Raw genomic sequence first — 7493 nt, 5'->3', positions numbered from 1 at the left:
TTCTCAGCATGGTGGCAAGCGAAGTGGGCGGAGCCATCATGCCGCGCTGGGCGGCGCGCATGGCAACCCCGCACGTGCGTTTTGTGGCTATCGATCATGGCGAGGGGGCGTTTACTGCCTTGCCGCTGCCGGTGGCGTGGGTAGGAAATGCGCCAGACGCAGCGCGCGATACCCTGCTGGAGATCGTCAGTCAGGAGCTGCCGCATCTGATTCGGCAACTGTGCTGACGCGCGGTTTAACGTAGGAAGCAACCGCTGCCCACAGGCAGCGGTTTTGGTACACCACTCAACTTAGAGCGCGCGTTTCAGGCGAGCAACCGCCTCGTGCATCTGCTCATCCGTTGCGGTAGCAAACGAGAAACGCAGCGTGGCGTAATCAGGGCGTTCCGGAAAGAAGAACTCACCCGGCACGAACACTACGCCCTGTTCCAGCGTTTTTTCCAGCCACTGCGTGGTGTTGAACGGCTCGCGGAAGCGCGCCCACAGGAACATACCGCCTTTGGGTTTGTTGAAGGCGATCACATCGCCCAGCTCTTGCTCAATCAGCGATCCCAGCAGTTCACCCTTGTGCTTGTAGGCTTCGCGAATCTTGTCGATTTGGGTCGGTAAACGCCCCGACGCCAGATAGTATTCCGCGATGGTTTGCGACAGCGAGCTGGCATGCAAATCCGCCGCCTGCTTGATGATCGCCACTTTATGCAGCAACCACTGCGGCAGGATGGCCCAGCCGAGGCGCAGGCCCGGTGCCAGAATTTTTGAGAAAGTGGAGGTGTAGATCACCGCATCGTTGTGGCCCAGCATCTCTTGCCCAAGCTGGAACAGCGTTGGGTTGCGCTCGTCGGTGAAACGCAGTTCTCCGTAGGGGTCATCTTCAATGATCACAAAGCCATAGCGATCGGCAAGCGTAATCAACTGGCGACGACGCGCTTCATTCAGCACCACGCCGCTCGGATTACCAAAGTTCGGCACCAGATACACCGCTTTGATGCGCTGGGTGTGCAGCAGGGTTTCCAGCTCGTCCACCACCATGCCGTCTTTGTCGGACGCGACCGACATCACGCGCGCTTCCGCCAGTTCCAACGTTTGCAGTGCCGCCAGATAGGTCGGGCGTTCCACCACTACCACATCATTCGAGTCAATCAACGAGCGCATCACCAGATCCAACGCCTGCTGCGAGCCAGCCGTGACCACCATGTCGTCAGCGTGAGTTTTCACACCGCGCAGCGCGCACAGTTCAGCAATACGCACACGCAGCGTATCGCTGCCTTCCGTCAAACCATACTGAAACGCGTTTTTCGGCTGCTCGGTAATCGCACGCTGGGTCGCCTGGTTTAATCCCTCAAAATCGAACAAGGCATCTGAAGGAATTCCCCCAGCCAGAGAAATCACATGATCCATCTTGCTATGTTTCAATAATTCCCGAATCGCCGAGCTTTTCAGTCTCGCCATACGCTGAGACAGTAATCCTTCCGTTGCCATTTTCATTCTCTTGATTCATCAGATAACACGATGGGCCAGACAACGCTGGCCCACCCAGACACGACGATTGTCGTGCAATAATGGTCGTTCAGACAGGGTTATCCACCGAGATAGGCAGAACGCACAGCTTCATTTGCCAGCAAGGCGGCACCCGTATCTTCCAATACTACCCGACCATTCTCCAGCACATAACCACGATCCGCCAATTTCAGCGCCTGATTCGCATTCTGCTCGACCAGGAAGATGGTCATCCCTTCTTCGCGCAGTTGAGCGATAGTATCAAAAATCTGCAAAATAATAATCGGTGCTAACCCCAGAGAGGGCTCATCCAGCAGCAGCAAACGCGGTTGGCTCATCAAGGCGCGTCCGATGGCCAGCATCTGCTGCTCACCGCCGGACATGGTGCCGGAACGCTGCGCGCGGCGCTCATACAGACGCGGGAACAGATCGTATACCCGTGCAATGCGCGACTGATACTGCTCTTTGTCGGCAAAGAAGCCACCCATCGCCAGATTCTCTTCCACCGTCATGCGTGAAAACACGCGGCGACCTTCCGGCACAATGGCGATGGCGATGGCTTCACGCATAATCTGCGCCGTTTGCCACTGAGTGATGTCTTTTCCATCATAAATGATGGAGCCCGCCGTCGCACGCGGATCGCCGCACAGGGTGCCGAGCAGCGTGGTTTTCCCCGCGCCGTTGGCCCCAATCAGCGTCACGATTTCACCCTGTTCGATGTGCAGACTCACGTCATGCAGCGCCTGTATTTTTCCGTAATGCGCTGAAACCTGATTAAATGACAACATAGTGCTTATCCTTCCCCCGAGATACGCGCGGATCACGTCCGGGTTATTACGAATTTCAACCGGTGTTCCCTGCGCCAGGGGCGTTCCCTGATTTACCACGTAAATGCGGTCGGAAATGCCCATCACCAGCTTCATATCGTGCTCAATCAGCAACACCGATACCTGGTGACGATCGCGCAGCTCAGCAATCAGGTGATCCAGCTCTTTGGTCTCTTTCGGGTTCAGCCCGGCAGCGGGTTCATCCAGCATCAACACTTCCGGGCGCGTCATCATGCAACGCGCAATCTCCAGACGACGCTGCTGACCATACGCCAGATTACCCGCCTGACGATTAGCCAAATCAAGCAGACCAACGCGCTCCAGCCACATGGCGCCCAGCTCTTGCGCTTGGGCTTCCGCACGACGGAAACCTGGCGTTTTCAGCAGGCCGGCAAACACGCCGCTTTTCAGGTGTTGATGTTGCGCCACCAGCAGGTTTTCAATCACCGTCATTTCGCGGAACAGACGCACATGCTGGAAGGTACGCACCACACCCATGCGGGCAATCTGCTGTCCCGGCAACCCTTCCAAATGGCGATCGCGCAGCATGATGGTGCCACCGGTCGGACGATAAAAACCGGTCAGGCAGTTAAATACCGTGGTTTTACCCGCACCGTTTGGCCCGATCAGAGAGACGATTTCGCCCTGATTCAGGTCCAGTTCCACATTGTTGACCGCCAGCAAACCTCCAAAGCGCATGGTCAGGCCACGAACCGATAATAATGGTTGCGTACTCATGCCTGTTCTTCCTTCTTCTCAACCTTCAGCTTCATCTCTGGACACTTCATCATCGGCAACAGCCCTTGCGGACGCCAAATCATCATCAGCACCATCAGAGCACCCAGCAGCAGCATGCTGTACTCGTTCAGATCGCGCATCAATTCACGCGATACCACCAGCAGAATGGCCGCGAGGATCACCGCGAACTGAGAGCCCATACCGCCTAACACCACAATGGCGAGCACGAACGCTGATTCAGCAAAGGTAAAGGATTCCGGACTGACAAACCCCTGACGCGCGGCAAACAGCGTGCCAGCGAAACCGGCAAACGCCGCACTGATGGTAAACGCCGTCAGCTTGATACGGGTTGTGCTTAATCCTAACGAACGACAGGCAATCTCATCGTCACGCAGAGCTTCCCAGGCACGCCCCAGCGGCATGCGCAGTAACCGGTTGATGACAAACAGGGTTGCGATAACCAGCAGCAGCGCCACCAGATAAAGGAAAATGATGCGATCGCTGGGGTCATACTTCAGGCCAAACATGTCGTGGAAAGTGCCCCAACCGCCTTCGCTGACGCGGCGGCTGAACTCCAGCCCAAAGAAGGTAGGTTTAGGAATCTGGCTGATGCCGTTCGGGCCACCGGTAAATTCGGTGTTGTTGAGCAGCAGGATACGCACGATTTCACCGAAACCGAGCGCCACAATCGCCAGATAGTCACCGCGCAGGCGCAACACCGGACAACCCAGCCGCGATACCCGCCAGCGGCAGGCTCTGCCAGAAGCCCAGCCCGTAGTAGTGTGGTTCAGCAACGCGTAGGTATAAGCGCCAATGGCGTAGAAGCCACCGTAGCCCAGCACCAGCAAACCGGACAGCCCCACGACAACGTTCAGGCCCAGCATGACGTAGATCAGCGTCAGCGTGGCGATATCCACCGAACCGCGCGACACCAAAAACGGCCAGACCACCGCAGCAATAATCAGCGCCGCCGCCAGCACTTTTTGACGCGGCGTGCTACCGTCAAAGCTCGGAAGTACCAGTGAGGAGCCGCCGCCCGACAGTTTCCGCATTCCGCTTTGGAAGAAGGGGCGCAGCAGTTGGAAGAACACCACCACCACACAGCCAACGCCGATCAGGTTCCAGCGCACGGCATCTGCCCCGCGCACCACCAACGTGGTGCCATCCAGCCCCAGTTGCATTCCCATCAGGAACGCCGCCAGCACCAGCAGCGTGAACGCCGATATCACCGCATTTAACAGGTTGAGCTGTTTCATACTTTCTCAACCTCCGGGCGGCCCAGAATACCGGTTGGCATCACCAGCAGCACCACAATCAACAACGCGAAAGAAACCACGTCTTTGTACTCCGTACTCAGGTAGGCACTGGTCAGGGCTTCCGCCACCCCCAGCACCAGGCCACCAATCATGGCGCCCGGAATGCTGCCGATCCCACCTAACACCGCGGCGGTAAAGGCTTTCATGCCCGCCATAAAGCCGATGTAGGGGTTGATCACGCCATAGAACTGGCCCAGCAACACGCCAGCGACCGCCGCCATCGCCGCGCCGATCACAAAGGTCAGCGAGATCACGCGGTCAGTGCTGATGCCCAGTAGGCTAGCCATTTTCAGATCTTCCGCGCAGGCACGGCAGGCGCGCCCCATGCGGGAATAGCGAATAAAAGGTGGTTAGTGCCAGCATAGTGATGAAGGTGACAACCCAGATGGTCACCTGCATGGTAGTAATGGTGGCGGCAAAGCCGTTGCTTTCCCCGACAACCAGTTGACCATGCACCAGCGTCGGCAGCGCTACATCGCGCGAACCTTGCGTCAGGCTGACGTAGTTTTGCAGAAAGATGGACATCCCGATGGCAGAAATCAGCGCAATCAGGCGCTTGGAGTTACGCACCGGCTTATAGGCCATCCGTTCGATGCTCCAGCCGTAAGCACTGGCGATCACAATGGCCGCGATAAATCCGGCACCGATCAGCACCCAGCTGACGTCGATACCCATCATCATCAGTGCAGCGATAACGATAAAAGAGACATAGCTACCGATCATGTAGACTTCGCCGTGGGCGAAGTTAATCATGCCGATAATGCCGTAAACCATGGTGTAGCCAATGGCAATCAGCGCATAAGTGCTGCCCAACGTCACGCCGTTGAACATTTGCTGAAGGAAATAGAGGAACTGCTCGGACATACCTTTACCTTAGAATTAACCTTTACACCTTAAGATTTTGCCCCCACGGCCTGAAGGCGGTGGGGGCATCGGTGTTCAGGAACTGAGTGGGCGGCAGCGATTATTTTGCGCTAGAAGTGCCATCTGCATGCCACTCGAATACACCAAACTCAAACCCTTTCAGGTCACCTTTTGTATCCCAGCTCAACGGACCCATTACGGTCTCCACGGTGTTGGCCTTCAGGTCTTTTGCGATAGCTTCCGGTTCTGTACCGCTGCGCTCCATCGCGGTAGTCAGAGACTGCAACGCGGCGTAGGTGGTCCAGACGAACGGCCCGGTCGGATCCAGTTTTTTCGCTTTCAGCGAATCCACGATCGGCTGGTTAGCAGGAACCTGGTCATAACATTTCGGCAGGGTTACCAGCATGCCTTCAGACGCCGCGCCCGCGATGTTGGGCAGTGAGGAGTTGCCTACCCCTTCCGGTCCCATGAATTTGGTGGTCAACCCAGCCTGGCGTGCCTGACGCAGAATCTGACCCATTTCCGGGTAGTAGCCCCCAAAGTAGACGAAATCCACGTTCTCTTTCTTCAAACACGCCACCAACGTGGAGAAATCTTTGTCCCCAGCGGTTACACCTTCAAACAGCACTACGTTGGCACCCGCTTTTTTCAGGCTGTCCTGAACAGAGCGCGCCAGACCTTCACCGTACTGCTGTTTGTCGTGTACCACAGCGATACGCTGCGGTTTGATGGTATTCACGATGTAGTTAGCGGCGGTCGGGCCCTGATCGGAATCCAGACCGGTGGTGCGCAGCACCAGCTTGTAACCACGGGTAGTCAGATCCGGTGCAGTCGCCGCTGGCGTAATCATTAGCACGCCTTCGTCTTCATAGATATCAGAGGCCGGCTGGGTAGAAGAGGAGCACAGGTGACCAATCACGTAACGAATGCCATCGTTAATCACTTTGTTGGCAACGGCAACAGCCTGTTTCGGGTCACAGGCATCGTCATATTCCACGGCAACCAGTTTGTTACCCTTCACGCCACCTTTGGCGTTGATGTCAGCAATCGCCTGACGTGCGCCGATAAACTCCATGTCGCCGTACTGGGCAACCGGGCCGGACATGGCACCGACAACGGCAACCTTGATGTCTTCTGCATTGGCCATGTGTGCGAACGCTGCTGCCATACACCCTAACAGTACGACTTTACCTTTAGCTACTTTCATTCGATTCACCCTATCTGTCGTTATGGAGTTCGCCTGCAAACCTGTATCAACCCGCCGTACTCAATCTTTTTCTTATAAGTAAGAACAGGTTAGGCTTTTTATTAGCTATACTTCGCTAATAAGGCTTTATTTTTCATGTCATTAAACAAGAATTTTATGCTGCAAATCAACTCCCGCAATCAGAAACAAGCGGTGTAAACAGCATAAAATACCAGCCTTATAAGCCACTATTTATTTTATACATAGTCAGTTATGCTGCTTTATGCGGCAATGGGCAACTCAATACTCGAAAAATTATCGGCGAGGAAAACATTTTCCCTATTAACCGTACAGAAAAACTTACACAACTGTTTATTTACATCGCTACTACATTATGCTTTAGGCTACAGCTATGCTTTATGCAAACGCATTGAGAGGGTTATCGAAATGAAGCTCGCCGTCGAATGTCTCTCGTTATTCAGCGACCAGGATAGAACTGATCTCGCCAAGATTTGGCCCCACCAGAATCTCGACCTGCTGGAACAGAGCCTTGATCTGCACCAGCGCCTGTTCGCGTCACGCTTCAATGGCCGCTTGCTGGCAGCGGTGATGGTGGAAATTGATGGCGAATACGCGGAAGTCGATGATCTGATGGTCAGAGAAGCAACGCGCCGCCGCGGCGTTGGCCTGCACCTGATTCAGGAGGTGGTGCGCCAGTTACCGGGCGTGAAAGAATTTTGGCTAACGGCAGCAGATCATGCTGGCGTTAATGAAGTCGTGCTGGACCGCTTTATGGAAAGTTGTGGATTCTTTCCGGTATCAGGAGGGTGGCTCTACACTCGAAGTTAACCGCTAACAAACGGCAGGAGCCCTACCAGAAATAGTGATGGATTCATGCATAACCCATGCGCTACCTATCGTAGCGCTAAATAACTGTTCTGAATAGTAGATCACCTGAAGGGAACTCAGTCCGAGTTGAGCGATCTGATCAATCGATAAAGATCCCAAATCATCAACCGGACTGAGCGATGTCGAGCATAGCACCGATACCCCGTAACGAACGACG

The 7493-nt window shown here is 55.1% G+C and carries 5 protein-coding genes and 3 pseudogenes; 2 read left to right on the top strand and 6 right to left on the bottom strand.

Annotated features, from left to right (window positions below):
• Positions 1 to 227: pseudogene (locus tag ACTBDZ_RS12970) on the top strand (LysR family transcriptional regulator); the annotation flags it as partial.
• Between the two features lie 63 nt (positions 228 to 290).
• On the opposite strand, the gene ACTBDZ_RS12965 reads toward ACTBDZ_RS12970, so the two are convergent.
• The 6 genes and pseudogenes from ACTBDZ_RS12965 to ACTBDZ_RS12940 form a co-directional block, all read right to left on the bottom strand.
• Entirely contained in the window at positions 291 to 1478 is a 1188-nt protein-coding gene (locus ACTBDZ_RS12965; protein ID WP_438815622.1) for a PLP-dependent aminotransferase family protein, read from the bottom strand.
• Positions 1479 to 1576: 98 nt separating this feature from the next.
• A complete protein-coding gene (gene livF / locus ACTBDZ_RS12960) occupies positions 1577 to 2284 on the bottom strand; it encodes a high-affinity branched-chain amino acid ABC transporter ATP-binding protein LivF (RefSeq protein ID WP_438815624.1) in 708 nt (235 codons plus the stop codon).
• 15 nt (positions 2285 to 2299) lie between these two features.
• Positions 2300 to 3061: pseudogene (gene livG, locus ACTBDZ_RS12955) on the bottom strand (high-affinity branched-chain amino acid ABC transporter ATP-binding protein LivG); the annotation flags it as partial.
• The gene (locus ACTBDZ_RS12950; RefSeq protein ID WP_438815621.1) at positions 3058 to 4317 is read right to left on the bottom strand and encodes a high-affinity branched-chain amino acid ABC transporter permease LivM; all 1260 of its coding nucleotides are present in this window, start codon (positions 4315 to 4317) and stop codon (positions 3058 to 3060) included. The gene ACTBDZ_RS12950 and the pseudogene livG, both read right to left, overlap by 4 nt.
• Positions 4314 to 5241 (bottom strand): annotated as a pseudogene (livH, locus tag ACTBDZ_RS12945) (high-affinity branched-chain amino acid ABC transporter permease LivH). The gene ACTBDZ_RS12950 and the pseudogene livH overlap by 4 nt, the downstream one beginning before the upstream one ends.
• A gap of 100 nt (positions 5242 to 5341) precedes the next feature.
• The gene (locus tag ACTBDZ_RS12940) at positions 5342 to 6448 is read right to left on the bottom strand and encodes a branched-chain amino acid ABC transporter substrate-binding protein (protein WP_438815620.1); all 1107 of its coding nucleotides are present in this window, start codon (positions 6446 to 6448) and stop codon (positions 5342 to 5344) included.
• Positions 6449 to 6874: 426 nt separating this feature from the next.
• Between ACTBDZ_RS12940 and panM the strand changes: the two genes are divergently transcribed.
• Positions 6875 to 7276: an aspartate 1-decarboxylase autocleavage activator PanM gene (panM, locus tag ACTBDZ_RS12935; RefSeq protein ID WP_438815623.1), complete on the top strand. Its 402-nt coding sequence runs from the start codon at positions 6875 to 6877 to the stop codon at positions 7274 to 7276.
• Positions 7277 to 7493: the final 217 nt, after the last annotated feature.

This window comes from Symbiopectobacterium sp. (genome assembly GCF_051710365.1).
Taxonomy (GTDB): Bacteria; Pseudomonadota; Gammaproteobacteria; order Enterobacterales; family Enterobacteriaceae; genus Symbiopectobacterium.
This window is presented reverse-complemented; position numbering and strand designations above follow the sequence as displayed.